General features: G+C 71.2%; 28 protein-coding genes. 16 read left to right on the top strand and 12 right to left on the bottom strand.

The window, feature by feature from the left end; genetic code table 11:
- Window positions 1-141: 141 nt before the first annotated feature.
- Complete coding sequence (locus AB0I83_RS06840) at window positions 142-594, top strand: hypothetical protein (protein WP_356534262.1); 453 nt, start codon at window positions 142-144, stop codon at window positions 592-594.
- 80 nt (window positions 595-674) lie between these two features.
- On the opposite strand, the gene AB0I83_RS06845 is transcribed toward AB0I83_RS06840, so the two are convergent.
- From AB0I83_RS06845 to AB0I83_RS06855, 3 genes are all read right to left on the bottom strand, one after another.
- Complete coding sequence (locus tag AB0I83_RS06845) at window positions 675-1619, bottom strand: RNA polymerase sigma factor SigF (RefSeq protein ID WP_363304089.1); 945 nt, start codon at window positions 1617-1619, stop codon at window positions 675-677.
- 23 nt (window positions 1620-1642) lie between these two features.
- Window positions 1643-2056: an anti-sigma regulatory factor gene (locus AB0I83_RS06850; protein WP_003966375.1), complete on the bottom strand. Its 414-nt coding sequence runs from the start codon at window positions 2054-2056 to the stop codon at window positions 1643-1645.
- 230 nt (window positions 2057-2286) lie between these two features.
- Complete coding sequence (locus AB0I83_RS06855; RefSeq protein WP_356534261.1) at window positions 2287-2547, bottom strand: UBP-type zinc finger domain-containing protein; 261 nt, start codon at window positions 2545-2547, stop codon at window positions 2287-2289.
- Window positions 2548-2582: 35 nt separating this feature from the next.
- On the opposite strand from AB0I83_RS06855, the gene AB0I83_RS06860 reads away from it, so the two are divergent.
- Entirely contained in the window at window positions 2583-4184 is a 1602-nt protein-coding gene (locus AB0I83_RS06860) for a Na+/H+ antiporter (RefSeq protein ID WP_363303862.1), read from the top strand.
- Between the two features lie 46 nt (window positions 4185-4230).
- Here the strand turns inward: AB0I83_RS06860 and AB0I83_RS06865 are convergent, their stop codons facing one another.
- Window positions 4231-5124: a pyridoxal-phosphate dependent enzyme gene (locus tag AB0I83_RS06865; RefSeq protein WP_363303863.1), complete on the bottom strand. Its 894-nt coding sequence runs from the start codon at window positions 5122-5124 to the stop codon at window positions 4231-4233.
- Between the two features lie 29 nt (window positions 5125-5153).
- Complete coding sequence (locus AB0I83_RS06870; protein WP_363303864.1) at window positions 5154-5744, bottom strand: N-acetylmuramoyl-L-alanine amidase; 591 nt, start codon at window positions 5742-5744, stop codon at window positions 5154-5156.
- Between the two features lie 219 nt (window positions 5745-5963).
- Here AB0I83_RS06870 and AB0I83_RS06875 point away from each other — a divergent pair, with 219 nt between their 5' ends.
- The 5 genes from AB0I83_RS06875 to AB0I83_RS06895 all read left to right on the top strand — a co-directional run bounded on the left by AB0I83_RS06875 (window position 5964) and on the right by AB0I83_RS06895 (window position 11731).
- Complete coding sequence (locus AB0I83_RS06875) at window positions 5964-7352, top strand: FAD-linked oxidase C-terminal domain-containing protein (protein ID WP_356841413.1); 1389 nt, start codon at window positions 5964-5966, stop codon at window positions 7350-7352.
- A 180-nt stretch (window positions 7353-7532) separates the two neighbouring features.
- On the top strand, window positions 7533-8936 hold the full coding sequence (locus tag AB0I83_RS06880) for a family 2B encapsulin nanocompartment shell protein (protein ID WP_363303866.1): 1404 nt from the start codon (window positions 7533-7535) through the stop codon (window positions 8934-8936).
- A 311-nt stretch (window positions 8937-9247) separates the two neighbouring features.
- The gene (locus AB0I83_RS06885; protein ID WP_363303867.1) at window positions 9248-10291 is read left to right on the top strand and encodes a family 2 encapsulin nanocompartment cargo protein polyprenyl transferase; all 1044 of its coding nucleotides are present in this window, start codon (window positions 9248-9250) and stop codon (window positions 10289-10291) included.
- A 96-nt stretch (window positions 10292-10387) separates the two neighbouring features.
- On the top strand, window positions 10388-10984 hold the full coding sequence (locus tag AB0I83_RS06890; protein WP_363303868.1) for a GNAT family N-acetyltransferase: 597 nt from the start codon (window positions 10388-10390) through the stop codon (window positions 10982-10984).
- A 78-nt stretch (window positions 10985-11062) separates the two neighbouring features.
- Window positions 11063-11731: a DUF6304 family protein gene (locus AB0I83_RS06895; protein WP_356534246.1), complete on the top strand. Its 669-nt coding sequence runs from the start codon at window positions 11063-11065 to the stop codon at window positions 11729-11731.
- Window positions 11732-11802: 71 nt separating this feature from the next.
- Here AB0I83_RS06895 and snpA read toward each other — a convergent pair whose 3' ends face one another.
- Window positions 11803-12471 (bottom strand): snapalysin, encoded by a 669-nt coding sequence (gene snpA, locus AB0I83_RS06900; protein WP_363303869.1) that lies wholly within the window; start codon window positions 12469-12471, stop codon window positions 11803-11805.
- 255 nt (window positions 12472-12726) lie between these two features.
- Here snpA and AB0I83_RS06905 point away from each other — a divergent pair, with 255 nt between their 5' ends.
- The 5 genes from AB0I83_RS06905 (at window position 12727) to AB0I83_RS06925 (ending at window position 16773) form a co-directional block, all read left to right on the top strand.
- Entirely contained in the window at window positions 12727-13680 is a 954-nt protein-coding gene (locus AB0I83_RS06905; protein ID WP_356841408.1) for a LysR family transcriptional regulator, read from the top strand.
- Window positions 13681-13792: 112 nt separating this feature from the next.
- Window positions 13793-14785: an NAD-dependent epimerase/dehydratase family protein gene (locus tag AB0I83_RS06910; protein WP_363304090.1), complete on the top strand. Its 993-nt coding sequence runs from the start codon at window positions 13793-13795 to the stop codon at window positions 14783-14785.
- A gap of 9 nt (window positions 14786-14794) precedes the next feature.
- The gene (locus AB0I83_RS06915; protein ID WP_363303870.1) at window positions 14795-15148 is read left to right on the top strand and encodes a DUF952 domain-containing protein; all 354 of its coding nucleotides are present in this window, start codon (window positions 14795-14797) and stop codon (window positions 15146-15148) included.
- Window positions 15145-16026, top strand: coding sequence for an NAD(P)H-binding protein (locus AB0I83_RS06920; protein ID WP_363303871.1), 882 nt, complete (start codon window positions 15145-15147; stop codon window positions 16024-16026). Before AB0I83_RS06915 ends, AB0I83_RS06920 begins: the two co-directional genes overlap by 4 nt.
- A gap of 48 nt (window positions 16027-16074) precedes the next feature.
- A complete protein-coding gene (locus AB0I83_RS06925; protein ID WP_363303872.1) occupies window positions 16075-16773 on the top strand; it encodes an alpha/beta hydrolase in 699 nt (232 codons plus the stop codon).
- A gap of 92 nt (window positions 16774-16865) precedes the next feature.
- On the opposite strand, the gene AB0I83_RS06930 is transcribed toward AB0I83_RS06925, so the two are convergent.
- Window positions 16866-17333, bottom strand: coding sequence for an SAM-dependent methyltransferase (locus AB0I83_RS06930; protein WP_363303873.1), 468 nt, complete (start codon window positions 17331-17333; stop codon window positions 16866-16868).
- Between the two features lie 161 nt (window positions 17334-17494).
- Entirely contained in the window at window positions 17495-17890 is a 396-nt protein-coding gene (sodN, locus tag AB0I83_RS06935) for a superoxide dismutase, Ni (protein ID WP_356534223.1), read from the bottom strand.
- A gap of 168 nt (window positions 17891-18058) precedes the next feature.
- Here sodN and sodX point away from each other — a divergent pair, with 168 nt between their 5' ends.
- Window positions 18059-18496, top strand: coding sequence for a nickel-type superoxide dismutase maturation protease (sodX, locus tag AB0I83_RS06940; protein WP_356534222.1), 438 nt, complete (start codon window positions 18059-18061; stop codon window positions 18494-18496).
- Here sodX and AB0I83_RS06945 read toward each other — a convergent pair.
- Window positions 18400-19029, bottom strand: a complete 630-nt coding sequence (locus AB0I83_RS06945; RefSeq protein WP_363303874.1) for a CGNR zinc finger domain-containing protein — start codon at window positions 19027-19029, stop codon at window positions 18400-18402. The genes sodX and AB0I83_RS06945 overlap by 97 nt on opposite strands.
- A gap of 170 nt (window positions 19030-19199) precedes the next feature.
- Here AB0I83_RS06945 and AB0I83_RS06950 point away from each other — a divergent pair, with 170 nt between their 5' ends.
- On the top strand, window positions 19200-19889 hold the full coding sequence (locus AB0I83_RS06950; protein WP_356534314.1) for a class I SAM-dependent methyltransferase: 690 nt from the start codon (window positions 19200-19202) through the stop codon (window positions 19887-19889).
- A 101-nt stretch (window positions 19890-19990) separates the two neighbouring features.
- On the opposite strand, the gene AB0I83_RS06955 is transcribed toward AB0I83_RS06950, so the two are convergent.
- The 3 genes from AB0I83_RS06955 to AB0I83_RS06965 are packed head-to-tail and all read right to left on the bottom strand — an operon-like array spanning window position 19991 to window position 22679.
- Complete coding sequence (locus AB0I83_RS06955; RefSeq protein WP_356534219.1) at window positions 19991-20752, bottom strand: amino acid ABC transporter ATP-binding protein; 762 nt, start codon at window positions 20750-20752, stop codon at window positions 19991-19993.
- A complete protein-coding gene (locus AB0I83_RS06960) occupies window positions 20749-21690 on the bottom strand; it encodes an amino acid ABC transporter permease (RefSeq protein ID WP_356534217.1) in 942 nt (313 codons plus the stop codon). The genes AB0I83_RS06955 and AB0I83_RS06960 overlap by 4 nt, the downstream gene beginning before the upstream one ends.
- Window positions 21691-21719: 29 nt before the next feature.
- Window positions 21720-22679, bottom strand: a complete 960-nt coding sequence (locus tag AB0I83_RS06965) for an ABC transporter substrate-binding protein (protein WP_356534216.1) — start codon at window positions 22677-22679, stop codon at window positions 21720-21722.
- Window positions 22680-23200: 521 nt separating this feature from the next.
- Between AB0I83_RS06965 and AB0I83_RS06970 the strand changes: the two genes are divergently transcribed.
- Entirely contained in the window at window positions 23201-24436 is a 1236-nt protein-coding gene (locus AB0I83_RS06970) for an NADP-dependent malic enzyme (protein ID WP_363303875.1), read from the top strand.
- A gap of 223 nt (window positions 24437-24659) precedes the next feature.
- Window positions 24660-25625 carry a zinc-binding dehydrogenase gene (locus AB0I83_RS06975; RefSeq protein ID WP_363303876.1) on the top strand — a complete coding sequence of 322 codons (966 nt, stop codon included), beginning with the start codon at window positions 24660-24662 and terminating at the stop codon, window positions 25623-25625.
- Window positions 25626-25752 lie beyond the last annotated feature (127 nt).

Here is a 25752-nt window from a genome sequence, read left to right on the forward strand (position 1 = left end):
GAAGTCGCGCTCCGGCGGGCTCACGCCTGGTCACGGAGCGTGATCGGTGCTGTCCGGTCACGCCGGAGCCGCCCCCAGGTCCGCCGGGCCGGCCGGGCCCCGGCTTCGCGTTCGGCGGTCCGGGATGCCAACCTGAAGGGCGTGAGCACTCAGCCGAACACGCCCTCCTCGCCGCCCCCGGCCGGCCGGGAGGAGAAGCCCGCCCGGATCGCCCTCATCGCCGCGCTCAGCGCGCTCGAAGGCGCCGCGCTCGTCGCCGGCGGGATCTACATGCTGGTCATGGGCCTGCTCGGTCGTCCCGACAGCCCCCAGCAGGCCGAGACGGGAGGGCTCACCCTCATCGCGCTCGGCCTGATCCCGCTCCTCGCCGCCCGTGGGCTGCTGCTGCGCCGCAGCTGGAGCCGCGGCCCCGCGCTCATCACCCAGCTCATGGCGCTGCCCGTGGCATGGACCCTGCTGAGGTCGCAGGGGGCGCTGATCCCGGCCGGGATCGTGCTCGCCGTCGTCGCGGTGACCGGGCTCGTACTGCTGCTCGCTCCGGCGACCACCCGGGCCCTGGGCATCCGGGGTCCGCGGACGACGCCCGAGGCCTGAACCGCACGCGGCGACCCCTGGGGGCCGCCGCGCGGCTTGTACTGCCCGGCCCGTGACTCCGGGCCCGGAGCTCCCTCTGCCTACTCCTCGACGAGCAGCCGCTCGCGCAGCTGAGCCAGGGTCCGGGCCAGAAGGCGGGAGACGTGCATCTGGGAGATGCCGACCTCCTGCGCGATCTGCGACTGGGTCATGTTGCCGAAGAAGCGCAGCAGCAGAATCCGCTTCTCGCGCGGCGGGAGGTCCTCCAGCAGCGGCTTCAGCGACTCCCGGTACTCGACACCCTCCAGCGCCTCGTCCTCGGAACCCAGTGTGTCCGCGACCGCCGGGGACTCGTCGTCCGTGTCCGGGACGTCCAGCGAGAGCGTGCTGTAGGCATTGGCCGATTCCAGCCCCTCCAGGACCTCCTCCTCGGAGATGCCCAGGCGCTCCGCCAGCTCGTGCACGGTGGGGGAGCGGCCGTGCTGCTGGGAGAGTTCCGCGGTGGCCGTGGTCAGCGACAGCCGCAGCTCCTGAAGGCGGCGCGGGACCCGCACCGCCCAGCCCTTGTCACGGAAGTGGCGCTTGATCTCGCCGACGACCGTAGGGGTGGCGTACGTCGAGAACTCGACGCCGCGGTCCGGGTCGAACCGGTCCACCGACTTGATCAGACCGATCGTGGCGACCTGGGTCAGGTCGTCCAGCGGTTCGCCCCGGTTGCGGAATCTGCGGGCCAGATGCTCCACGAGCGGCAGGTGCATACGCACCAGCCGGTTGCGGAGCTCGGCCTTCTCCACCGAGCCGTCGGGGAGTTCCCGCAGTTCGATGAAGAGCGCCCGCGCCGCGCTGCGGTCACGTGGATCGTGGTGCCCGTGCTCGCTCATCTGGCCCGCCCGCTCCGCCTGCGACTGCTCCACCGCGACCGGACGGCCCTGAACCCCGTCCGTGCCGTCCGTGCCGTCCGCACCGTCCACCGGATGCGGCCGGGCCTGCTGCTCCGGCACCGCTGCCGGCCGTACCGCCCCGGACCGGATCGTCTCGTCCCGCACAGGCCCGTCCCCGTTCCCGTCGCTCACGCCGGCCCGGGTCCCGCGCCGCGCTGTTTGTAGAGGCTGATGCTGACCGTCCGGTCGTCCGCGACCGTGGAGTCGACCTTGCCGGCCAGTGCGGAGAGCACCGTCCAGGCGAAGGTGTCGCGCTCGGGTGCGCGGCCGTCCGTGGTGGGAGCCGAGACGGTCACCTCGAGGGAGTCGTCCACGAGGCGGAACACGCAGCTGAGGACTGAACCGGGCACGGCCTGCTGGAGCAGGATCGCGCAGGCCTCGTCGACCGCGATGCGGAGATCCTCGATCTCGTCGAGAGTGAAGTCCAAGCGGGCTGCGAGACCGGCCGTGGCCGTACGCAGCACCGACAGGTAGGCACCCGCAGCGGGCAGCCGGACCTCAACGAAGTCCTGGTTCCCGGGCTCGCCTGCGATCTGGGACACCCTCACCTCCAAGGTGGCACAAACTCGTTCGAGGCTCCGGGGCGAATGCCCGGGGCCGTGGGGTGCGTCGTCGGTTCTGTGGTTCGGCGACGCTGTCGCGCCCCATGATGCCGTGTCGCAGGGACCTCATACCCATCGTCACGCATGGTAGGCATGCGAGTACTCACGGTGGCTAGAGGTCTGCGGCGGTCAATTGCGAAGAACGGACGCCGGTTTGACGTACCCAGACGTCAGACGATCGAACCGTCCACGAAGCACCAGCGCCAACTGGCGGCGCAATCGAAGCTGCGCATCACCGGATGCCCGGTCCTCTCGAAGTGCGCCGTCGCGTGCTTCAGGGGCGAGGAGTCGCAGCAGCCGACGTGCCCGCAGACGAGGCAGAGCCGCAGCTGCACGGGATGGGTGCCGGCGGCCAGGCACTCCGGACAGGTCTCGTCGAGCGGGGCGGGCTCGGGGCGCGGCAGTTCGAGAACATGGAGGCACTCACTCATGATGGCCACGTTACGTCGGATGCGAGGACGGTGAGATGGACGCGTTGCCGCTGGTGGCGCTCGTCGCGGTCAGTGCGGTGGTCGCGGGGGCCGCGCGGCGTACCCCGGTGCCCGCCCCCCTGCTGCTGGTCGCCGCGGGCCTGCTGGCCTCCTACCTGCCGGGGGTGCCGGCCTACACGCTCGACGCGCACATCGTGCTGCCGCTGCTGCTGCCGCCCTTGCTGTACACGGCCGCGGTGGACAGTTCGTACCTGGACCTGCGGGCCAACCTGAGACCGGTGGCGCTGCTCTCCGTGGGGTACGTCCTCTTCGCGACCTTCGCGGTGGGCTGGCTGGCCTACCTGCTCGTGCCGGACCTCCCGCTCACCGCCGCGCTGGTGCTCGGAGCCGTGGTCGCCCCGCCGGACGCCGTCACCGCCGCGGCCATCGCCCGCCGCGTGGGTCTGCCCGCCCGGGTCACGACGATCCTCCAGGGCGAGTCCCTGGTGAACGACGCGACGGCCATCACCGCCTTCAAGGTGGTCCTCGCGGCCGCGGTCGGCCAGGGCATGAGCTGGGGCGAGGGGATCGGCGAGTTCCTGCTGGCCTCCGTCGGAGGTGTCGGGACGGGCCTGCTGCTGATGGTCCCGCTGCACTGGCTGCGCACCCACCTCAAGGAGGCCCTCCTGCAGAACACCCTGTCGCTGCTCATCCCCTTCGTGGCGTACGCCGCCGCGGAGCGGGTGCACGCCTCCGGGGTGCTCGCCGTGGTCGTGGTCGCGCTCTACCTGGGGCACCGCTCCTGGCAGGTCGACTTCGCCACCCGGCTCCAGGAGGCCGCGGTCTGGAAGATGGTCGCCTTCGTCCTGGAGTCGGCGGTCTTCGCGCTGATCGGGCTCCAGCTTCCCTTCGTCCTCAGGGAGCTGGGCGCGTACAGCGTGACCGAGGCGCTGCAGTACGCGGTGCTGGTGTTCGTCGCCGTCGTGGTGGTGCGGTTCGTCTGGGTGTACCCCGCCAGCTACCTGCCGCTCTGGCTCTCCAAGCGCGTCCGGGAACGCGAGGGACCGCTTTCCTGGACGTCGCCGCTGATCGTCGGCTGGGCCGGGATGAGGGGCGTCGTCTCGCTCGCCATCGCCTTCTCCGTCCCGCTGCTCACGCACGAGGGGGAGGCCTTCCCGGCGCGCAGCCTGGTGCTCTTCCTGACCTTCACCACCGTCATCGGGACGCTGGTCGTCCAGGGGCTCAGCCTGCCCCTCCTGGTGCGGGTGCTGAAGCTCCCGGGCCGCGACGTACGGGCCGAGACGCTGGCGGAGGCGCAGGCCCAGAGCGAGGCGTCGGCAGCCGCGGACGACCGGCTGGACGGGCTGCTGGCCGACCCGGTCAACGCGCTGCCCGGTCCGCTCACCGAGCGGCTGCGCACCGTCATGGAGCGGCGCCGCAACGCCGTGTGGGAGCGGCTCGGCACGGCCAACCCGGTCACCGGCGAGTCGGCGGACGACACCTACCGCCGGCTGGCGCGGGAGATGATCGACGCCGAGCGGGAGGTGTTCGTACGCCTGCGGGACGAGCGGCGGATCGACGACGAGATGCTGCGGGCCCTGCTGCGCAGGCTGGACCTGGAGGAGGCCGCGGCCTACCGGGAGTCGGACGGCGGGTAGGAGCTGCGGGCCCCCGCCGGCTCCTCGCCCGTGCCGCGGGCGCCCGTCACGGGCGGCCGGTGACGACCGCGGTGACCGTGGATCCCGGGGCGAAGGCGCCCTCCCCGGCCAGGACGGTCAGCGCGTACAGGAGTTTGGCCACATACAGTCGTTCGACGGGCAGGCCGTGCCGTTCCTCGAACGCGTCGGCGAACGCGTGCAGCTCCGGGGGCGTCCGCGCGTACCCGCCGAAGTGGAAGCGCTCGTCCAGCGACCACCGGCCGGCGGGGCCGCCGAACGCCTCCCGCTGGAGGCCGCGCACCGCCGCGTCGAGGAAGCCGCCGCGCAGGACCGGGACGCCGAGGGCGCGCTGCCCCGGTCCGAGCCCGGCCGCCAGTCCCGCCAGGGTGCCGCCGGTGCCGCAGGCCACCGCGATCGTGCCGCCCCGGCCGCGCAGTTCGCGGCCGAGCTCCGTGCAGCCCTGTGCGGCGAGCGCGTTGCTGCCGCCCTCCGGGATCACCGCGCACTCCCCGAAGAGGCCCAGCAGGCCTTCCAGGACGTCGGGGGAGGTCTTCGCGCGGTACGTCGCCCGGTCCACGAAGTGCAGCCGCATGCCGTCGGCCGCACAGCGGGCGAGCGAGGGGTTCAGCGGGCGCCGGGCCAGTTCGTCGCCCCGTACGACGCCGACGGTGGGGAAGCCCAGCAGGCGTCCGGCGGCGGCCGTGGCGCGCAGGTGGTTGGAGTACGCGCCGCCGAAGGTCAGCACGGTACGGCCGGCGGCGGCACGCAGGTTGGGGGCCAGTTTCCGCCACTTGTTGCCGGGGAGGTCCGGGTGGATCAGGTCGTCGCGCTTGAGCAGCAGCGTCACGCCGTGCCGGGCGAAGCACTCGTCCTCGACCGGCTGCAGGGGCGAGGGCAGTACCGGCCGCAGCCGGGAGAGGTCGAGTGCTTCGTCGGGCATGCCTTCATTGTGTGCCGCCCGGTCCCGCCCTACTTCAGCCGGTCGTGGATCCGGTTGCGCATGCCGGTCAGCGAGAAACCCCGCGGGTCGACCTTGCCGGGCTGCCACTCCCGGTGTCCGATGACCGAGGGCGCGCCCCAGCCGTGGAAGCGGCAGACCGCCGCCGCGGCCTTCTCGACGGCCTCGAGCTGTACGGCCGGCCAGGGGTCCTTGCCGTCGCCGAGGTTCTCGCACTCGAAGCCGTAGAAGTGCCGGTTCCCGTCCGTGTTGGACTCGTTGTCCGACGGCAGGTGCTTCTCCGCGATGACTGCGCGCAGGACGTCGTCGTCACCGAGACCGGCGTGGTTGGCGCGGCCGTAGCCGACCAGGTGGACCCGGCCGTCCTTGGCGATCACTCCGTGGCAGAGCGGGCCGGGCAGGCCCGCGTAGCCGTCACGGCAGATCTCGACGGTGCGGGCGGTGCCCTTGGTGACGGTGTGGTGGAGCATCACTCCGTGCACCGGCCCCCACGGGCCCTTGTGATTGCGGTTGTGCGTACGCCAGTCGCCCACCTGGACGACGGTGAGTCCTTCGTCCTTCAGGGCCTTGAGGAAGCTGCTCGCGGACATGGGTGAAGACATGGCCGCCTCCTTCGGTGCAGGGAGAGGGTGTGCGTGCGTACAGCGCTTGTACCGGAACACGAGGCTCCGCCAAACATCTCCGGCAACTGTGCGAGTCGATCCGGACATTCCCCGGACCCGCGGGGGCTGTTCTCGGCCACCGGAGGCGGCGCGCCATGATGGAGGGTGCGGCTCCGCGGCGAGTGCGGGGCGCATGTGCGGGAGAGGTGGTCGACGGCCGTGCCGAAGCCGAACGCAGCCGAAGGGATTCCGGCGCGCCGGGTCATCACGGACCCGGACAGTCTGGGCCGGTACGCGCACGACGAGGCGGAGTGGGCCCCGGCCGGGCACCCGCTCGCCGTCGTGCGGCCCCAGGACACCGACGAGGTGCGGGCCGTCGTCGCGTACTGCGCCGAGCACCGGATCCCGGTCGTCCCGCGCGGCGCGGGAACGGGTCTGTCGGGCGGGGCCAACGCGGTGGACGGCGCCGTGGTCCTCTCCTTCGAGGACATGAACCGGATCCTGCGCATCGACCCGGTGGAGCGCCTCGCCGTCGTCCAGCCGGGCGTGGTCAACGACGATCTGCGCGCCGCGTGTGCCGAGCAGGGCCTCTGGTACCCGCCGGACCCGGCGAGCTCCCCCTGGTCCACCATCGGCGGCAACGCCGCCACCAACGCGGGCGGGATGTGCTGCGTCAAGTACGGGGTGACCCGCGACTACGTCCTGGGCCTGGAGGCGGTCAACGGGCTCGGGGAGGTCGTGCGGGTGGGCCGGCGGACCGCGAAGGGCGTCGCGGGGTACGACCTCTGCGGACTCCTCGTCGGCTCCGAGGGCACCCTCGGCGTGATCACGGAGATCACGGTGAAGCTGCGGGGCGCCCGACCCGCCGAGCGCACCGTGGCCGGCTTCTTCGACTCGGTAGTCGCCGCCGGTGACGCGGTGAGCCGGGTGACCGCCGCCGGAATCGTGCCCTCCGCCCTCGAACTCCTCGACCGCCACTGCCTGAAGGCCGTTGACGAGTGGAAGAACATGGGGCTCTCCGCGGACGCGGACGCGATCCTCCTCGGCCGCGTGGACACCCCGGGCGCGGCGGGTGACGCCGAGGCCGAGGCGGTACGCGCCTGTTTCGCCGAGGCCGGAGCGGCCTGGGCCGAGGTCTCCACCGACCAGGCGGAGGCGGACGCCCTCTTCCAGGCCCGCCGGCTCGCCTACCCGGCGCTGGAGCGGCTGGGCCCGGTACTCACCGAGGACGTGGTCGTGCCGCGGTCCAGGGTGCCGCGGATGCTGGAGCGCATCGAGGAGATCTCCCGCCTGCACGACGTCCTCATCGCCAACATCGCGCACGCGGGCGACGGCAACCTCCACCCGCTCATCATCACCGAACCCGGCGACGAGGCGGCCCGGGCCCGCGCCCAGCTCGCCTTCGAGGACATCCTCGACGCGGCGATCTCCTTCGGCGGCACCGTCACCGGCGAACACGGCGTGGGCCTGCTGAAGATGGGCGGGATGAACCGCGAGGTGGGCGCGGTCAACCTCGCCATGCAGCGCGCGGTGAAGGCGGCCCTGGATCCGTACGGCATCCTCAACCCGGGCAAGGTCGTGGAGTCCGGAGCACCGCTGGCCGGCTGAGTCCTGCGGCGAGGAACGGGCGTCGGGGCGGCGGCACGGAGGGCCTCCGGGGCGCGGGTGCGGAGACCAAGTGCCCCGGCTCACGCCTGATTAGTCACACTCTTTTGTGTAATAGCGCGGGGTGTCCTCCTGCTGCAAGTCTTCCTCTCGCAGGTCAGTCCATGATCGAGAGGATTTCGGATGTCCGTTGGTGAAGAGGTTCGCAACACGCAGCCGCCGCAGCAGAGTCTCGGCACAGCGGCTGCGCGGAACCTCGCGACAACGACCAAGTCCGCCCCGCAGATGCAGGAGATCACCTCGCGGTGGCTGCTGCGGATGCTGCCCTGGGTGCAGGTACAGGGCGGGACCTACCGGGTGAACCGCCGACTGAGCTACTCGGTCGGGGACGGCCGGGTGACCTTCGTCCAGACGGGCGACCGGGTCGCGGTCATCCCCGCCGAGCTCGGTGAACTCCCCGCCCTGCGCGATTTCGGCGACGAGGAGGTGCTCGCGGAGCTGGCGCGCAGGTGCGAACAGCATGACGTGGCCGCGGGCGATGTCCTCGCCGCGGCCGGGGAGGCGGCGGACCGGGTCCACCTGCTGGCCCACGGCAAGGTGGAGAAGATCGGGACGGGCCCGTACGGCGACGAAACGGTTCTGGGCGTACTCGCCGACGGCGCCTACTTCGGCGACCAGGCCCTGGTCGACGGCGACGCGACCTGGGAGTACACGGCCCGCGCCGTCACCGCCTGCACCTTGCTGAGCCTGCGCCGCTCGGACGTGCTCAACCTCGCCGCCCGCGCGGACTCGCTCCGCGACCACCTCGCGGGGCTGCTGGCCATCCCGCACCAGCGCACCAACAAGTACGGCGAGGCGGAGATCGACCTTTCGGCGGGACACGTGGGGGAGGCCGTCGTCCCGCACACCTTCGTCGACTACGAGTCGGCTCCGCGCGAGTACGAACTCAGCGTCGCCCAGACCGTGCTGAAGGTCCACAGCCGGGTGGCCGACCTCTACAACCAGCCGATGAACCAGACCGAGCAGCAGTTGCGGCTCACCGTCGAGGCGTTGCGCGAACGCCAGGAGCACGAGCTCGTCAACAACCGGGAGTTCGGACTGCTCAACAACTGCGACTACGGGCAGCGGCTCCAGCCCCACGACGGGGCGCCCGGCCCCGACGACATGGACGAACTCCTGTCACGGCGGCGCGGGTCCAACCTGTTCCTCGCCCACCCGCGGGCCATCGCCGCCTTCGGCCGCGAGTGCAACAGGCGCGGGCTCGTCCCGGAGAGTGTGGAGGTCGGCGGGCACCACGTCCCGGCCTGGCGCGGGGTCCCGATCTTCCCGTGCAACAAGATCCCGGTCACCGACGCCCGCACCACCTCGATCATCTGCATGAGGACCGGCGAGGCGGACCAAGGGGTCGTCGGGCTCCAGCAGAGCGGCATCCCGGACGAGATCGAGCCCAGTCTCTCGGTCCGCTTCATGGGCATCGACGAGCAGGCGATCATCTCGTACCTCGTGACGGCCTACTACTCCGCGGCGATCCTCGTCCCCGACGCCCTCGGGGTCCTGGAGAACGTGGAGGTCAGCCGCTGGCGGTGACGCTCCCCGGGCCCGGGCGGAAGGCCGCCCGGGCCCCGCAGGAGCCGCCCCGTGAGGCGAGAGCCGCGGCCTGGGCCCTCGCTTCTGGATCAGGCCGCGGTTCACGTGCCCTGGCGCCGCGCCTCGCGGCCGTGTCGTCGGTCGCCGACGCCCCCTCCCCTAGCTCTCGGTCTCGCGCCGGCGGGGGAGACCCCGAACGCCTCCCTCCGCCGCATTGCGATGCGCAGCACCGGACCCGGCTCCCCGACCCGGCCTGATCCGAACGACAGACCCCAGGTGCCCTGTGGCGCCCGGAAGGAGTGACCGTGACCATGACGAGTACGGATGCCGCGATGGAGGGGCACAAGGCCGCCGCCCTCCTGGAGCGCACCCGCAACACCGTCGACCCGCACCTGCGAGCAGCCGTCGAGACGCTGCCCGGAGCCATACGCCGGGTCGCCATGTACCACTTCGGCTGGCAGAACGCCGACGGGACGCCCGCCGACGGGCAGGCGGGCAAGGCCATCAGGCCCGCCCTCGTACTGGCCGCAGCCGGCGCCCTCGGAGGCGACCCCGAGGCCGCTGTCCGGGCGGCCGTCGCCGTCGAGCTCGCCCACAACTTCACACTGCTCCACGACGACGTCATCGACGAGGACACCACCAGGCGGCACCGGCCGACGGCATGGGCGGTGTTCGGTGTCCCGGACGCCGTGATCACGGGGGACGCCATGCTCGCCCTCGCCCTGCGCCTGCTGGCCGACGACCCGCACCCCGCGTCCGCACAGGCCTCGGTGCGTCTCGCCACCTGCATCATCGAGCTGTGTGCCGGACAGCAGGCCGACTGCGCGCTGGAGGAGCGCGGCCCCGACGACGTCACGCTGGACGAGTGCCTCACCATGGCCACGGCCAAGACGGGTGCCCTGCTCGGCTGCGCCTGCGCCCTGGGCGCGCTCTACGCCGGTGCGGGGGAGCGGGCGGTGGTCGCCATGGACGGCTTCGGCAGGGAGGCGGGCCTCGCCTTCCAGCTCATCGACGACCTGATCGGCATCTGGGGGGACGCCGAGCGCACGGGGAAGCCCGTCGGGGCGGACCTGACCGCCCACAAGAAGTCGCTGCCGGTGGTCGCGGCGCTCACCTCGGGCACCCCGGCCGCGGCCGAACTCGGCGCGCTCTACCGGGGCGCCATGAACACACCGGACGAGGTGAGGCGGGCCGCCGACGCGGTCGACCGGGCCGGCGGCCGGGACTGGGCGCAGATCGCGGCGGGCGACCGGATGGCGCGCGCCGTCCACCACCTGTCCCGTGCGGTGCCCGGAGTGGCGGACGGCGGGGACCTGCTGGCCCTCGCGGAGTTCGTCACCCGCAGAACACACTGACCGCCGGCCGTCCGTGACCTCGTCCCTGTTCCAACTCTATTATTCCGTCCGTCGGTTGGGATCAACACCACGGGTGCGAGGGGGCGGGGGCCGGTCATGGGCGTACGCATACGGCAGGCGGACCTGGGCGACAGGGACCAGGTCGTACGGATTCTGGACGAGGCGTTCCACGACGATCCGGTCAGCAGCTGGGTCTTCCCCGACGAGGAGCACCGGCGAGCGGTGCACGGCAGATTCCTCGGGGTCTTCGCGGACATCACGCTGGCACACGGCCGTATCGACCTGCTGGAGGACGGTACGGCCGTCGCCCTCTGGCTCCCGGTGCCCGCGGGGGCTCCGGAGGGGGACGACGACACCCCCGCGCTGATGAGGGAGACGGCGGATCCCGACAACGAACGGGCCGAGCTGATCGGGAGGCTGACCGGCGCCGTCCACCCCCACGATCGCGCCCATGAGTACCTGCTCATGATCGGCGTCAGCCCGGAGCGGCAGGGGGAGGGGATCGGCGAGGCGCTGGTGGGGGGAGTCCTCGAACGGTGCGACCGCGAAGGCCTCCCCGCCTACCTGGAGGCGAGCAGCGAGCGCAGCCGCCGGCTCTACGAACGGCTCGGCTTCAGCTTCACGGGCAAGACCGTGGACCTCCCCGACGGACCCTCGATGTGGCCCATGTGGCGTGATCCGCAAGGCGACTGACCGGCACCCGGCCACCGCAGGAACCGAAGGAGAGGGTGGCGCGGGGCGGGTGCGGGGTACGGACTACAGTCCCTGCACATGACAGATGAGTCGTGGGCAGGCTGGTACCGGGACCGTCACGGTTCCGAGGCCGTCGTTCTCACCACGGACGGACAGCAGCTCCGCATCCGCGTCCGGGGTACGGATTTCGAGGGCGAGAGCTTCGACGGTCTGCGCCCCGCCGCCGAAGCGCCGCTCATGGAAGGCGCGTTCGACCTGGCGGACGGCGTGCTCGACGACTGCGTGCTGGAGTGGGACCTGCCGGTCCCGGTCCTGGTGTCCGGAACGGTCCGCCAGGCCACGCTCGGCTGCCTGCTGTCCCTGCGCAGAGCGGACCCGGACCTGTACCTCGCCCTGCATCTGGACGGCGCGGTGTACGAGTCGAACCGCGCCGAGGGCGACTTCGCCGCCGCGCTGGCCACGATCCAGCGGATCCTGCCGCCGGACATACGCCTGCAGACCTGCATAGCCTGCGCCTTCTCCGACTACTTCCCTGCCCCGGTCCGCGGACTCTCCGGCGGGCTTGCCTGCTTCCGCGGCGCGAAGGACGCCTACCGCGACGCGGCGGGCGGAGACGACGTCGCGGGCCTCTGGGACCGGCGTACGGGGTTCGTCCAGGAGATATGGAGCTGCCGGGAGTTCGAACCGCGCCCGGCGCACGGCGCGGGCACCGGCCACCGGGGCGCCTTTCCGCTGGAACTCGCCTGACCGGCCCCCCTCAGCACGCGAAGGGGCCGCTCCGCCGCGGCGGAACGGCCCCAGACCGGTGTGAGCCGGTGTTACGACGTGGCGCGGGCGACCGCGGCCGCGAGGCCGTTCTGCCAGAGGGAGTTCACCTGCGAGCGCTCGGTGGCGTTCGGGCTTGCGTTGGTGCAGGACGTGCCCGGACCGCCGCCCGACATGAGCTCACTGCACGGCCCCGTGTAGTGGTCGGGAAGCCCCAGCACGTGCCCGGTCTCGTGCGCGGTCACACGGGTCGAGTTGTACTGCTGGTTCTGGGCGTAGTCGAGGAAGATGTACCCGCTGCCGTGCCCGTTGGTGCTCGCGTACGAGCCCCGGGAGTCGTTGCCCTCGTAGTAGTCGAAGTCCGAGTTCGAGCCCTCCTGCAGCTTCACGTTGCTGACCGAGCTGTTCCAGATGCTGGTGCTGCTGGCTATCTGGCTGCGGAAGCTGGGCGCGTTGGTGGTGCTGTAGACCACGGTGACGGCCGCGGCGCCCGGGTTGGCGGCCCGCTTCTCGGCGACCGACTTCATGACGGCGTCGAAGAAGGCCTTGTTCGCGGCGGCGTTCTCGCTCGAACCGGCGTACGCGGCGTAGCCGGCCTCGGCGTTGGTGGAGGGGGCGACAGGAGCCGGGGAGGCGACCGCGGGGGTGGTGCCGAGCGCGGCGGCGACGCCGAGTCCGAGACCGGCCACAGCCGACATGACAGCAGTTCTGGAGTGACTCATGGGGGGTTCTCCTACCTGTCCGACGAACCCCGTCCGGCGACCGGACGGGTAACGGGTGGGGGGTACGGAGTGAGTGTCGGGGCAGCCGGGCCCGCTGCGGATGATGTCAACCGGCGATAGCGCCGCCCTATCGCCCCCACAGGAACAGCACAGAACCAGCACGTGCGGGTCGCCCCAACAGCCCCTGAATCCGGCCCTTTGGTGGGGTTTGTGACGTCTGGTGCTCGACGTGTGAACAGCCATACGCTCCCCGTCATGGACCTCGAGGTGAGACACCTCAAGGCGCTCTGCGCCATCGCCGACACGGGCAGCCTGCACCAGGCGGCACGGCGGCTGGGCGTCAGCCAGCCCGCCCTGACCACCCAGCTCCAGCGGATCGAGAGGACCATGGGGGCGGAACTGTTCCGCCGCGAGAGGACCGGCTGCCGGCCCACCCTCCTGGGCCGCGCACTCCTCAGTCGCGCCCGCCCCCTCGTGGACGGCATGTCCACCCTGGTCGGCGCCGCGATGGCGGAGGCCGAAGCCGCCCGCGCGGGCGGCCCCGGGCTCCGCATCGGTTCCACGGCGAGCCGGGTCATCGGCGGCTGGCTGCGCAGGCTGCGGGTACGGCTCCCCGGGACGGACATCTCGCTGAAGGTGGACGTCTCGGCGCGGGCGCTGCTGGCAGCCGTGGCCGCCGGCCGGCTGGACGTCGCGTTCGTGCACGAGGTGGAGGGCTCCCCGCTCACCGTCCCCGACGGCCTCGTCCAGCGCGTACTCCTCGAACGCGAACCGCAGTTCATCTCCCTGTCCAGGGACCATCCGGCGGCGGGGCACCCGGTGGTGGACCTCGACGACCTCGCGACCGACCGGTGGATGGTCGACCCCTCGGTGGACGGCGAGTGGGACGGGGTGCGCCGGGTGCTCGGAGCCGCGGGACTCGATCCGCCCGTGCTGCACGGCGACTACCTCACCGCCGCCTCCCTCGTCGTACTCGGCGAGGCGGTCGCCCCCTGCCAGCCGACCTCCGGCCCGCGCGACGACATGGCGATCCGGCCCCTGCGCGGCGATCCGCTGGCGGTGCGGCTGCTGCTGGTCTCGCGGCCGGGCGCGGACACGGAGGCGGTGTACGCGGAGCTGGAGGCGGCCTACCGCGACGCGGCCCAGCAGGCGGAGGTCTACCACCGGTGGCTGCTGCGCCACCGAAGCCCGCTGGCGCACGCGGCCTGACCCTGCGGGTCCCCCTTTCCCGGGGGTTCCCGGGGGTTCCCGGTTCCGCCGACAGCGAGACGCCGTTTCCGGGACCGTCGCCGACGGGCAGGGTGACCGCATGAGGCTACTGATGCTGGGCGGCACCGAATTCGTCGGACGCGCGGTCACCGACGCCGCGCTCGCCCGGGGTTGGGAGGTCACGGTGTTCCACCGCGGCCACCATCCGGCACCGAGCGGGGTCCGCACGCTGACCGGCGACCGGACGGCGGGTGCGGCCGGCCTCTCGGCCCTGGCCGAGGGCACCTGGGACCTGGTGGTCGACACCTGGAGCGGCGCCCCGACGGCCGTCCGGGACGCGGCCCGGCTGCTCGCGGACAGGGCCGGGCACTTCAGCTACGTGTCCAGCAGGTCCGTGTACGACTACCCCACCCCGGCGGGGCTCCCCGAAGACGGCCCGCTGGTCGCCGGCGCGTCTCCCGACGCCGGACCCGACGTCTCGTACGCCCTGGCCAAGCGAGGCGGGGAGCTCGCCGCGACCGACGCCTTCGGCGGACGGGCGCTGCTGGCCCGGGCCGGCCTGATCCTCGGTCCCGGGGAGAACATCGGCCGGCTGCCGTGGTGGCTCGGCCGCACGGCGCGGGGCGGCCCGGTGATCGCACCGGGGCCACCGGACGCCGGGCTCCAGTACATCGACGCCCGCGACCTGGCCAAGTGGCTCCTCGACGCCGCGGCGAGCGGTCTCGGCGGGGCGTACAACCTGGTGAGCCGGCCCGGACACACGACCATGGGCGAACTGCTGGACGCCTGCGTGCGGGTCACCGGCTCCCGCGCCGAGCTGCGCTGGACCGCACCCGAGGTGCTGCTCGCGGCAGGCGTCGAACCCTGGACGGACCTCCCGGTCTGGCTGCCCGCCGGAGAGCTGTACGACTTCCTGCACATGGGCGACGTCACCAAGGCACACGCGACCGGGCTCCGTTGCAGACCTGTCGGCGAGACGGTCGCCGACACCTGGGCCTGGATGCGCGAGCTGGGAGGCGCGGTCCCGCAGCGGCCGGACCGGCCGGCCGTCGGACTCGACGCGCTGACCGAGGCGAAGCTCCTCGGTGAGCCCGACAGCCCGTAGCGTGGACGGATGACCGAACAACTGCTGCACCTCACGGAAGAGGCCCTCTGGGAGGCCGCCCGGAGATCGGGGACGTACGAGATGTCCACCCGCGGACGGACCCTGCGGGAGGAGGGGTTCATCCACTGCTCGCTGCCCCGTCAGCTCCGCGCGGTCGCAGAGGCGTTGTACGGGCCCGATCCCGAGGGCCTCGTGGTCCTCGTCATCGACGGCGACAGGCTCGGAGCGCCCGTGCGCTACGAGTCCGTCTCACCCGGGGGCGAGGAGTTCCCGCACATCTACGGACCGATCCCGGTGGGCGCGGTCCTGGAGGTGCGCCCGTGGGCCGGGCACCCGGTACCGGAGGAGGGCGAGGCCCCGTGACCGGCCCCGTCATCGCGGTGACCGGCGCGAGCGGAGCGGTCGGCGGCCGGGTCGCCGCTCGGCTGGCCCGGACCGGTCTCTCCGTACGGCTCCTGGGCCGCGACCCGTCCCGGCTTCCCCGGCTGCCCGGAGCGAGCCCCGCACCACCCGCCCCGTACGGCGACGGCGAGGCGATGCGCCGCGCTCTCGACGGCGCGCACACGCTGTTCCTCGTCTCCGCCCACGAGAGCCCCGGACGGGTGGGGGAGCACCTCACCGCCGTGGACGCGGCGGTCGCGGCGGGCGTCGAGCGCATCGTGTACGTGTCGTTCCTCGGCGCCGCCCCGGACGCGACGTTCACCTTCGCGCGCGACCACTGGCACACCGAGGCGCATATCCGGACGGCCGACGTGCGCCACACGTTCCTCCGCGACAGTTGGTACCTGGCGGCCCTCCCCGCGATGACGGGCACCGACGGGGTCCTGCGCGGTCCCGGCGGCGAGGGGCGGGTCTCGGCCGTGGCGCACGAGGACATCGCCGACTCCGCGGCAGCGGTCCTGACGGAGCGCGGCACCGGCCACGACGGTGTGACGTACGACCTCACGGGGCCCGAGGCGTTCACCCTCGCGGAGGCGGCCGTGGAACTGACCCGCCGCACCGGCCGGACCGTCAGGTACGTCCCCGAGACCAGGGAGGAGGCCTACGCCTCCAGGGCCCGCTACGGGGCCGAGGAATGGGAGGTGGCCGGCTGGGTCACGTCGTACGAGGCCATCGCCGCCGGTGAGCTGGCCACCGTCTCGGACGCCGTTCCCACCCTCACGGGCCGTCCCGCCAGGAGCCTCGCCACCTTCCTCCGGGAGAACCCGGAGAGCTACCGCCACCTCCTCCCGGACGCGTGACGCCGACGGGCCGGGGCGGTTGTCGTACCCCCGCGCTACGTTGGCGGCATGGCGAACTACGTATTGGTGGCGGGCGCGTGGCTGGGCGCGTGGGCGTGGGACGACGTGGTGCCCCACCTCCACGCGGCGGGTCACGGAGCCTGGCCGGTCACTCTGTCCGGGCTCGGAGACCGGAAGAACCAGCCGGCCGGACAGCGGACCCATGTGCAGGACGTCGTCGACGAGGTGGAGCGCCGGGGGTTGAGCGACGTCGTCCTCGTCGGCCACAGCTACTCCGGCATCCCCGTCGGCCAGGCGGCCGAGCGGATCGGTGACCGGCTGGCCCGTGCGGTCTTCGTGGACTCCAACGTCCCGTCGGACGGTGAGTCGTTCGCCGACCGGTGGTGGCAGGGGCGGCAGGCCTTCGAGAGGACCCTCGCGGAGAACGAAGGCTCCTGGGCCCCCATGGCCGTGGCCGACTACGAGGGCCAGGGACTCACCGACGAACAGATCGGACGCATCGTCAGCGGCTCGACCCCGCACCCGGGACCGTCGCTGACCGAGCCCGCCCGGATGGAACGGTCGGTGGGTCGGCTCCCGGCGACGTACGTGAAGTGCCTGCTCGACGGCCCCGAGCCCACGGAGGACGTGGCGGCGCTGCTCACCGGCGAGCGCTGGGACCTCGCCGAGATGGACACCGGGCACTGGCCCATGTTCTCCGCACCGGACGAGCTGGCCCGCATCCTGCTGCGGGCGGCGAACGGCTGAGGACCGGGGCCGTTCTGCGGGTCTCCGGGCAGGGTCGGTTGTCGGGTTCTGCCCCGAGACCGGGCCGCATACCGGGTTGCCGACGCGGACGTCTACGGCCGGAAGTACTCCGACATCAGACCGCTGACCCATTCCGGCTGCTCGATGTCCACCGGGCGGAACTCCGCCATCGTCGGCTTCAGGTCGATGACCGGGGTGCCGGACACCGCGTCCAGGCCGACCACCGTCAGTTCGCGGCCGTGGACGGACTCGATGGCGCAGCACGTCACCCCGATGCGGTTCGGCCTGCGGGGGCCGCGACCGGCGAAGACACCGACGGGCGGGAGGTCGGAGCGGCCGCGGTAGGGGCGGGGTTCGCGGTAGTCGTCGTGTTCGGGGAACCGGTCGAATACGAAGAGGACCTCCACATGGGAGAAGCCCTCAAGCCCTTGCAGGCACGCCTCGCCGAAGCGCTCGTCGACGGCGATCGTGCTGCGGACGGCGCCCCAGTTGTCCGTGTGCTGCAGGTCCGTCCGGTCGTTCCGGACCGTGCCTATCGGTGTGACCTCGAAGCTTGGCATGGTGATGTTCTACCGCTTCGGCCGGCGCCGGCCCAGAGGTGGTTGGGAACAGAAGACCGCACCCGGTCCGTGACGGACGCCGTTCTCGGCGGTCTCGGACCGGGTGCGGACAGTAGGCGGTACGACCTGCGAAACCTCAGGTCGGACGGCCCGACCGTGGATCAGGCCTTCTTGGTCTCCCAGAAGATCTTGTCGACCTGAGCGATCAGGTCCAGAGCCTTCTGGCCCGTGGCCGGGTCGTTTGAGCCCTTGGCCGCGGAGAGCGCCTTCAGGGTGTCGTTGACCAGCTGGTGCAGCTCCGGGAACTTCTCGAAGTGCGGGGGCTTGAAGTAGTCGCTCCAGAGCACCGAGACGTGGTGCTTCGCGAGCTCGGCGCGCTGCTCCTTGATCAGAACGGCGCGCGTGCGGAAGTCCGCGTCCTCGTTGGCCTGGTACTTCTCCTGGACGGCCTTGACGGACTCCGCCTCGATGCGGGCCTGGGCCGGGTCGTACACACCGCAGGGCAGGTCGCAGTGGGCGCTGACCTTCACCTTGGGAGCAAACAGGCGCGAAAGCATGGGGCTGTCCTTCCTCGTGATCGTCTTCTCAGGTGGGACATTACTCCGTGGGAGGCCGCTTTTTGCGGCTGCCCCCTGGGGCTTAGGCCAAAAGTCCAAGGTGCGAATACGACCAGTGGCCGAAAGCACGGAGCGGTGTGCTGGAGGATGGACCGGGAGGTGCCAGACATGCCGGAACCGGCGCAGGAACCCTTGAACGCGCGGGCGTCCCGCAAGTCGTTCCAGGTCGTGGAGGTGACGGGGCCGTCGATGGTGCCCACGCTCTACCACGGGGACTGGCTGCTCGTGCAGCACGGGGCGACGGTGCGACCGGGGGACGTGGTCATCCTGCGGCACCCGTTCCAGCAGGACCTGCTGGTCGTCAAACGTGCTGCTGAGCGGCGCGGCAGCGGCTGGTGGGTGCTCGGCGACAACTCCTTCGCCGGCGGCGACAGCACGGACTACGGGACGGTCCCCGAGGAGCTCGTGCTGGCCCGTGCCCGTGCCCGCTACCGGCCGCTGAGGAAGGATCAGCGGTCGCCGCTCGGGCTGCTCGCCTGGGCGGTGTCGGCCGTGCGCCGGGTCTCCTCGGCGCGGTCCGTCTCCAGACGCTTGCGGGCGCGGTAGGCGGCGACGTTGGCCCGCGTCGCGCAGCGGTCCGAGCAGTAGCGGCGCGAGCGGTTGGTGGAGGTGTCCAGGTAGGCGTTGCGGCAGGGCGCCGCCTCGCACAGGCCGAGCCTGTCCACCCCGTGCGAGGTGAGGTGGAAGGCGAGGCCCATCGAGGCGATCGCGGCGAATCCCGCCGTGGCGTTCGACGGATGGTCCGCGAGGTGCATGTGCCAGTCCGGCTTGCCGTCCTCGTCCCGTGTGTCGTGGCCGGAGATCTGCGGGCTCACGGGGAACTCCAGCAGGAGTGAGTTGAGCAGGTCGACCGCGAGGGTCTCCTCGCCGCCGTCGGCCGCCTCGAAGACCGCGCGCAGCCGCGCCCGTACGGACCGGAAGCGTGTCACGTCCGCGTCGGTCGCGCGGCGGGCCGCCTGGGTGTTGGTGCCGAACAGTTCACGGACCGACTCGACGGTCGTGAGGCAGTCCTTGCCGCGGGCCGGCTCCTCGGTGTTGACCAGACGTACGGCGTAGTCCGAGTAATAGGCCAGTTCCACTTGTAGTCCTTACGCCGTCGGTCTATGGTCGGTGTGCCGCCAGTGTAATGGGTGGCAATGGGTCATGGGTATTACGACGTGCATGGGCGCAGACGGAGGTTCTGGTGACGACGACGGGTACCGACTGGCAGTCCTGGCAGGAGAGCTGGGACCGGCAGCAGGAGTGGTACATGCCGGACCGCGAAGAGCGGTTCCGGGTGATGCTCGACATGGTCGAGGCCGTAGTGGGCCCCGAACCGAGGGTGCTCGACCTCGCCTGTGGCACGGGCACCATCACGGACCGGCTCCTCAAGCGGTTCCCGAAGGCGACCAGCACGGGCGTGGATCTGGACCCCGCACTGCTCGCCATCGCCCGTGGCACCTTCGAGGGCGACGACCGCGTCACCTTCGTCGCGGCCGACCTGAAGGACGCCGCCTGGACCGGGCGGCTCCCGCACGCGTCGTACGACGCCGTGCTCACGGCGACCGCCCTGCACTGGCTGCACAGCGAGCCGCTCGCGACCCTGTACGGCCAGATCGGCGGCCTGGTCAGGGACGGCGGGGTGTTCATGAACGCGGACCACATGATCGACACCGGTACCCCCCGCATCAACGCCGCCGAACGCGCCCACCGGCACGCCGTCATGGACCGGGCGAAGGCGGGAGGGGCCGTGGACTGGAGCGAGTGGTGGGCCCTGATGGCGAAGGACCCGGTTCTCGCGGCACCCACCGCCGAGCGGTTCGACATCTACGGCGAGCACGCGGACGGCGACATGCCCTCCGTCGACTGGCACGCCCGCACACTTCGCGAGGCCGGCTTCGGTGAGGCGCGGGCGGTCTGGGCCTCACCGTCGGACAGCCTGGTGCTGGCCGTGAAGTAGGCCCGCGTACCTGCCCGTCCGCCTACGCCGCCGGGTACAGCGCGAGGAGGGCGGTACGGATCCCGTCCGTACCGCCCTCCTCGCGGACATGTCCGCCGCTGCTAGAGCACCTTCGACAGAAACGACTTCGTCCGGTCGTGCTGCGGGTTCGTCAGGACGTCGCGCGGATGGCCGGACTCGACCACCACGCCGTCGTCCATGAAGACCAGCGCGTCGCCGACCTCGCGGGCGAAGCCCATCTCGTGCGTGACGACGATCATCGTCATGCCCTCGTCGGCCAGTCCCCGCATGACGTCCAGGACGTCCCCGACCAGCTCCGGGTCGAGCGCGGACGTCGGCTCGTCGAAGAGCATCAGCTTCGGCTCCATGGCCAGCGCGCGGGCGATCGCCACGCGCTGCTGCTGACCGCCCGAGAGCTGGGACGGGTAACTCCTGGCCTTGTCGGACAGGCCGACCCGGTCCAGCAGTCGCTCCGCGCGGGCCCGGGCGACGGCCTTGGACTCGCCCTTGACCTGGATCGGGGCCTCCATGACGTTCTCGATGGCCGTCATGTGCGGGAACAGGTTGAAGCGCTGGAACACCATGCCGATGTCACGGCGCTTCAGGGCGACTTCGCTGTCCTTGAGCTCGTACAGCTTGTCGCCCTTCTGCCGGTAGCCGACCAGTTCGCCGTCGACGTGGAGCCGGCCGGCGTTGATCTGTTCCAGGTGGTTGATGCACCGCAGGAACGTCGACTTGCCGGAACCGGACGGGCCGATCAGGCAGAACACCTCGCGGGGGGCGACCTCGAGGTCGATGCCCTTGAGGATGTGTGCGGGGCCGAAGGACTTGTGTACGCCCTCGGCCTTCACCATGGCGGTCATGCGGCGCCTCCCTTCGGGCGGCCCAGCGACAGCATGTTGGCCCTGATCTTCTGGAACGGGGTGTCCGGCAGGCTGCGGCTGGAGCCGCGTGCGTAGTAACGCTCCAGGTAGTACTGGCCGATGCTGAGCACCGAGGTGAGCACCATGTACCAGGCTGCCGCCAGGAAGAGCATCTCCACGGTGGCACCCGAGGTCTGCGAGACGTTCTGGGTGGAACGCAGCAATTCGGTGTACTGGACGGCCACCGCGAGCGACGAGGTCTTCAGCATGTTGATGACCTCGTTGCCGGTCGGCGGCACGATCACGCGCATCGCCTGCGGAACGACGATCCGCCGCAGTGTCTTGCCGTGGCTCATGCCGAGGGCGTGAGCCGCCTCGGTCTGCCCCTCGTCCACCGACTGGAGGCCGGCCCGGCAGATCTCCGCCATGTACGCGGCCTCGTTGAGCCCGAGGCCCAGGAGCGCACAGAGGAACGGGGTCATGAAGGACGACCACTCGTCCTTGTAGATCGGTCCGAGGTTGATGTACTCGAACACGATGCCGAGGTTGAACCAGACCAGCAGCTGTACGTAGACCGGGGTGCCACGGAAGAACCAGATGTAGCCCCACGCGATGGACGTCGTCACCGGGTTCTTGGAGAGCCGCATCACGGCCAGCACGATGCCCAGCACCACACCGATGGTCATGGAGAGGATCGTGATGATGACGGTGTTCTTGACGCCCTCGAGGATCTGGGCGTCGAAGAAGTAGTCCGGGATCGCAGCCCAGTTGATGTCGCCCTGGGCGAACGCGTAGACGAGCGTGGCCAGCAGGCCGAGAGTGACGACCGCCGAGACGTACCGGCCGTAGTGACGCACCGGGATGGCCTTGATCGCCTCCGGTCCTGCCGACGGGGTGGGCGGGGTGTCCGCCGGGCCCGCTTTGTTGATGTCAGTCACAGGTGATGCCTTTCAGCGCCGGTCTCCGGTCAGGACCCGCCGTTGATCTTGGCCTCGGTGACCGCGCCCGCGTCGACGCCCCACTTGGAGATGATCTTGTCGTAGTCGCCGTTCTTGATGACCGCCTCCAGGGCGGACTGGATGGCCTTGGTGAGCTCGTCGTTGCCCTTGGCGACGGCGATGCCGTACGGGGCGGCCTCGACCTGCTCGCCGACCAGCTGGAAGTCCTTGCCGCCGCCCGAGGTCTTCACCGCGTACGCGGCGACCGGGAAGTCGGAGGAACCGGCGTCGGCGCCACCGCCGCGCAGGCGGGTCTGGGCCTCGAGGTCGTTGTCGAACGCCTCTATGGAGATCTTGCCCTTGCCGCCGCACTTGGCGCTCTCCGCCTTGGCGAGGTCGTGGGAGACCGTGCCGCGCTGGACGACGAGCTTCTTGCCGCAGAGGTCGGACCAGGTGCTGATGCCCTTGTCGTCGCCCTTCTTGGTGTAGACGGAGACGCCCGCGGTGAAGTAGTCGATGAAGTCGACGCCCTCGCCGACCTTCTTCTTGGTCTCGGAGTCGACGCCTTCCTGGCGGTCCTTGGTGTCGGTCATGGCCGACATCGCCAGGTCGTAGCGCTTCGAGCGCAGGCCGGTGAGCAGCGTGTCGAACGTGCCGTTCTCGAAGACGAACTTCACGCCGAGCTGCTTGCCGAGCGCGTCCGCGAGGTCGGGGTCGATGCCGACGGTCTTGCCGGACTTGTCCTTGAACTCGACCGGCGGGTACGCGATGTCGGATCCGACCTTGATCTCACCCTTGTCCTTGATGGACTGGGGGACGAGGTCGGCGAGCGGCGCGTCCTTGGCCGCCGTCGCGCCCGAGTCCTTCTTGGAGGCACTGTCGGTCTGGTCGCCACAGGCGGTCAGCAGCAGAGTGCCGGCGACCGCGACTGCGCAGACCGCGGCAATCCGGGACTTCGCGGTCGAACGACAGAGGGTGCTTGCGGTCATGATCGGAATCCTCCGGCGGTGAGAAATGCAGGTCAGGTGGATACGCACGCACCTTCGAGTGTCGCCACCTTGTGTGATTAGGGCATCTTGCCATTCGGACTCACCCAATCAGGGGGCCGGTCATGTCAAAATCGGGTAACGGGAGACCCCCGAACGTCAACGGGTCCGTGTCGCAAGGCCGGACCTTCTGCAGGGAAGTGAGCGCTCCTCCGGAGAATCTCCGGTGCGTCTCAACCGACGGACGACCTTTGTAGCCCTTAGTGGACTTGTCCAGATTTTCGGCTATGAGTCATGTCACCGAGTCGATACCGACTCGTACGAGGCCGGGTCCGTCCGGTAAAAAAGACCTTTACACCCCTCATCCGGGGCTCAGGGCGCGTGTGCGGCGCGCCCGCGCGTACGTGTCTCCCCAGCCGTAGCGGGCCAACCGCTCCGGGCCGGGAACGTACGCGGTGCCCGCCCACCCCTCCTCAACCAGGAGTGGCCACCCTCAAATGATGAAGACTTAAGGGGTCAACACAATGGCAGCGGAGATCGTCAATCCTCGCAGCGACAGCAAGACGCACGGCGCGGCCGGTGCGGACGGGTTCAGTGGTGCGGACGAGCCCTTCGACCCGGCCTTCGCCCTTCACCGCGGCGGGAAGATGGCCGTGCAGGCCACCGTCCCGATCCGCGACAAGGACGACCTGTCCCTCGCGTACACCCCCGGCGTCGCGAAGGTGTGCAGCGCCATCGCCGAGAATCCCGAACTCGTCCACGACTACACCTGGAAGTCGCAGGTCGTGGCCGTCGTGACGGACGGCACCGCCGTCCTCGGCCTGGGGGACATCGGTCCCGAGGCCTCCCTCCCGGTGATGGAGGGCAAGGCGATCCTCTTCAAGCAGTTCGGCGGGGTCGACGCGGTCCCGATCGCGCTCGCCACGACCGACGCGGACGAGATCGTCGACACCGTCGTGCGCCTCGCGCCGTCCTTCGGCGGCGTCAACCTGGAGGACATCTCGGCGCCCCGGTGCTTCGAGATCGAGCGGAAGCTCCAGGAGCGTCTCGACATCCCGGTCTTCCACGACGACCAGCACGGCACGGCCGTGGTGACGCTCGCGGCCCTGCGCAACGCGGCCAAGCTGTCCGGTCGTACGCTCGGCGATCTGCGTGCCGTCATCTCCGGCGCCGGTGCGGCCGGTGTGGCCATCGCCAAGTTCCTGCTGGAGGCGGGCATCGGAGACGTCGCCGTCGCCGACCGCAAGGGCATCGTCAGCGGTGACCGCGACGACCTCACCGACGTCAAGCGCGAGCTGGCGGAGCTCACGAACCGGGCTGGGATCACCGGTTCCCTGGAGACGGCGTTGGCGGGCGCCGACGTCTTCATCGGCGTCTCCGGCGGTACGGTCCCCGAGCCGGCCGTCGCCTCGATGGCGCCCGGCGCGTTCGTGTTCGCGATGGCCAACCCGAACCCGGAGGTCCACCCCGACGTCGCGCACAAGTACGCGGCCGTGGTGGCGACCGGGCGGTCGGACTACCCGAACCAGATCAACAACGTGCTGGCGTTCCCCGGGATCTTCGCGGGCGCGCTGCAGGTGCGGGCCTCCCGGATCACCGAGGGCATGAAGATCGCCGCCGCGAACGCGCTGGCGGACGTCGTCGGGGACGAACTCGCCGCGGATTACGTGATCCCGTCGCCGTTCGACGAGCGGGTCGCCCCCGCGGTCACCGCCGCGGTCGCGGCGGCGGCCAGGGCAGAGGGTGTGGCCCGGCGCTGATGCCGGGCGGCGCGGGCCGGGGGCACGGATCCACCACGCGGATCCGGGCCCCCGGCCCGCTGTGCTGCTCGCCCTCGCGGACCGGCCGGGTCGGGAGGCCTCCGGCTCCGGGCGGCTCCTGCCCCCGGCCGCCGCGTCAGCGGTCCGGCCGACCGCGTTCTGGGGCGTGTGTCACACCACCGAACGGTTACGTCACGACGCGTCACGGCCTATCGTCATGGCCATGTTCGCCGCCTACGCAGCCCGCATCGACCGTGACCGGCCCCTCGACGGACTCGAACTGGGCGAACGCCCGGCACCGGAGGGGCGGTCCGGGTGGACCACCGTCACGGTCAGGGCCGCGTCGCTCAACCACCACGACCTCTGGTCGCTGCGGGGCGTGGGCCTCGCGGAGGACAAGCTCCCAATGATCCTCGGCTGTGACGCAGCGGGTGTCGACCAGGACGGCAACGAGGTCGTCCTGCACTCCGTCATCGGCCAGACCGGGCACGGGGTCGGCCCCGACGAGCCGCGTTCCATCCTCACCGAGCGCTACCAGGGCACCTTCGCCGAGCAGGTCACCGTGCCCAGCTGGAACGTGCTGCCCAAGCCGAAGGAACTCACCTTCGAACAGGCCGCCTGTCTGCCCACCGCCTGGCTGACCGCCTACCGGATGCTGTTCACCAACGCCGGTGTACGGCCCGGCGACTCCGTCCTCGTGCAGGGTGCGGGCGGCGGGGTGGCGACCGCCGCGATCGTGCTCGGCAAGGCCGCGGGCCTCCGGATGTTCGCCACCAGCCGTGACGAGGCCAAGCGCAGGCGAGCTGTCGAGCTGGGGGCACTGGAGGCCTACGAGCCGGGCGCGAGGCTGCCGCAGCGTGTGGACGCCGTCATCGAGACCGTCGGTGCCGCGACGTGGTCCCACTCCGTCAAGTCGCTGCGGCCCGGCGGAACCGTGGTCATCTCGGGTGCCACCAGCGGAGACCGCCCCTCGCACGCCGAACTGACCCGGATCTTCTTCCTGGAGCTCAAGGTGGTCGGGTCCACCATGGGTTCAAAGGACGAGCTGGAAGACCTTCTCTCGTTCTGCGCGGCCACCGGTGTGCGGCCCGTCATCGACGAGGCACTGCCGTTGGACCGCGCCCGCGAGGGCTTCGAGCGGCTCGCCGCCGGCGACCTCTTCGGGAAGATCGTCCTCACCACGGGGTGAGCACGCCGGAAGGCCCGCCCACGCGGGCAGAACTGGTCACACCCGAGGGGCTGGCGGTCCGGAACCTCAGGCGGGCAAGGTTCCGGACGGAGCCGACCGGGGCCCGGATCGCGCCCCGGACGGTGTC

The organism is Streptomyces sp. NPDC049970, from assembly GCF_040660235.1.
Lineage (GTDB): Bacteria > Actinomycetota > Actinomycetes > Streptomycetales > Streptomycetaceae > Streptomyces.

Coding starts and splice junctions, on each gene's coding strand:
- AB0I83_RS06855 (WP_356534261.1), bottom strand. CDS start 2,547: ATGAGTGAGTGCCTCCATGTTCTCGAACTGCCGCGCCCCGAGCCCGCC.
- AB0I83_RS06880 (WP_363303866.1), top strand. CDS start 7,533: ATGTCCGTTGGTGAAGAGGTTCGCAACACGCAGCCGCCGCAGCAGAGT.
- AB0I83_RS06870 (WP_363303864.1), bottom strand. CDS start 5,744: ATGTCTTCACCCATGTCCGCGAGCAGCTTCCTCAAGGCCCTGAAGGAC.
- snpA (WP_363303869.1), bottom strand. CDS start 12,471: ATGAGTCACTCCAGAACTGCTGTCATGTCGGCTGTGGCCGGTCTCGGA.
- AB0I83_RS06890 (WP_363303868.1), top strand. CDS start 10,388: ATGGGCGTACGCATACGGCAGGCGGACCTGGGCGACAGGGACCAGGTC.
- AB0I83_RS06915 (WP_363303870.1), top strand. CDS start 14,795: ATGACCGAACAACTGCTGCACCTCACGGAAGAGGCCCTCTGGGAGGCC.
- AB0I83_RS06955 (WP_356534219.1), bottom strand. CDS start 20,752: ATGACCGCCATGGTGAAGGCCGAGGGCGTACACAAGTCCTTCGGCCCC.
- sodN (WP_356534223.1), bottom strand. CDS start 17,890: ATGCTTTCGCGCCTGTTTGCTCCCAAGGTGAAGGTCAGCGCCCACTGC.
- AB0I83_RS06885 (WP_363303867.1), top strand. CDS start 9,248: ATGACGAGTACGGATGCCGCGATGGAGGGGCACAAGGCCGCCGCCCTC.
- AB0I83_RS06865 (WP_363303863.1), bottom strand. CDS start 5,124: ATGCCCGACGAAGCACTCGACCTCTCCCGGCTGCGGCCGGTACTGCCC.
- AB0I83_RS06925 (WP_363303872.1), top strand. CDS start 16,075: ATGGCGAACTACGTATTGGTGGCGGGCGCGTGGCTGGGCGCGTGGGCG.
- AB0I83_RS06930 (WP_363303873.1), bottom strand. CDS start 17,333: ATGCCAAGCTTCGAGGTCACACCGATAGGCACGGTCCGGAACGACCGG.
- AB0I83_RS06970 (WP_363303875.1), top strand. CDS start 23,201: ATGGCAGCGGAGATCGTCAATCCTCGCAGCGACAGCAAGACGCACGGC.
- AB0I83_RS06895 (WP_356534246.1), top strand. CDS start 11,063: ATGACAGATGAGTCGTGGGCAGGCTGGTACCGGGACCGTCACGGTTCC.
- AB0I83_RS06860 (WP_363303862.1), top strand. CDS start 2,583: ATGGACGCGTTGCCGCTGGTGGCGCTCGTCGCGGTCAGTGCGGTGGTC.
- AB0I83_RS06965 (WP_356534216.1), bottom strand. CDS start 22,679: ATGACCGCAAGCACCCTCTGTCGTTCGACCGCGAAGTCCCGGATTGCC.
- AB0I83_RS06950 (WP_356534314.1), top strand. CDS start 19,200: ATGCCGGACCGCGAAGAGCGGTTCCGGGTGATGCTCGACATGGTCGAG.
- AB0I83_RS06910 (WP_363304090.1), top strand. CDS start 13,793: ATGCTGGGCGGCACCGAATTCGTCGGACGCGCGGTCACCGACGCCGCG.
- AB0I83_RS06975 (WP_363303876.1), top strand. CDS start 24,660: ATGTTCGCCGCCTACGCAGCCCGCATCGACCGTGACCGGCCCCTCGAC.
- AB0I83_RS06905 (WP_356841408.1), top strand. CDS start 12,727: ATGGACCTCGAGGTGAGACACCTCAAGGCGCTCTGCGCCATCGCCGAC.
- sodX (WP_356534222.1), top strand. CDS start 18,059: ATGCCGGAACCGGCGCAGGAACCCTTGAACGCGCGGGCGTCCCGCAAG.